The organism is Marichromatium sp. AB32 (genome assembly GCF_003718675.1).
Classification (GTDB): Bacteria; Pseudomonadota; Gammaproteobacteria; order Chromatiales; family Chromatiaceae; genus Marichromatium; species Marichromatium gracile.
Window position 1 is genome coordinate 1 of record NZ_RHFJ01000135.1, and the last position, 651, is coordinate 651.

Below are 651 nucleotides of genomic sequence, written 5' to 3' on the forward strand. Positions count from 1 at the left end.
TGCTGCGAGCGTCTGGCGAGCTGTCGGCGTGATCGGTCACGGCAGGTGAGGGCGGGTGCGTGGCTGGCGGGGTGTCAGTCTCGGATGTTGCGGTCTCCTGCGCAGCACGCGCGCGTTGCGAGCCGGGGTGGACGTCTGGCGGTGCTCGTCTTGCCGTATCGGGTGACGGCGCCACGACGAGAGGCCGCCTGTTCGCCGCGCCATCATCACCCGCCCGCAACGCGGCGATCCGCGCCGCAATCCCGGTATGCGCACTCTCCTCCGGCGTCTCCGCGATCCCCGCTCGAATCGGGTTGAGATCGACATAGGCCATCACCGCCAACAGCGCCGTCTCGTCGAGGATCGCCTGTGAACGGAACCGTCCCTCCCAGAACCGACCCCGAACCCCGTCCTCTCGATTCGCCGCCCGCGCGATCGACTCGTTCAACACCCGCATGAACCAGGAGAGATCCGCCAGCCGCGCCCGATAGGTCGCGACCAACCCCGCGACCCCATCCAGCTCCGTCTCGGTCATCTCCGCCCGCGTCGCAGGCGACAGAAACCGTTCCACCACCATCGGCCCCCGGAACAGACACCGCCAGCGCCGCAACACCTCGGCATCCGACCACCCCGCCGCCCGATCGGCATCGACCCGCACCACCAGATGCACGT

Annotated in this window: 1 protein-coding gene; it reads right to left on the minus strand. The window is 69.1% G+C overall.

Annotated elements, in window-relative coordinates:
* Positions 1 to 651: transposase (locus EBL85_RS16850; RefSeq protein ID WP_369964158.1), on the minus strand; the 651-nt coding region annotated here is incomplete at both ends.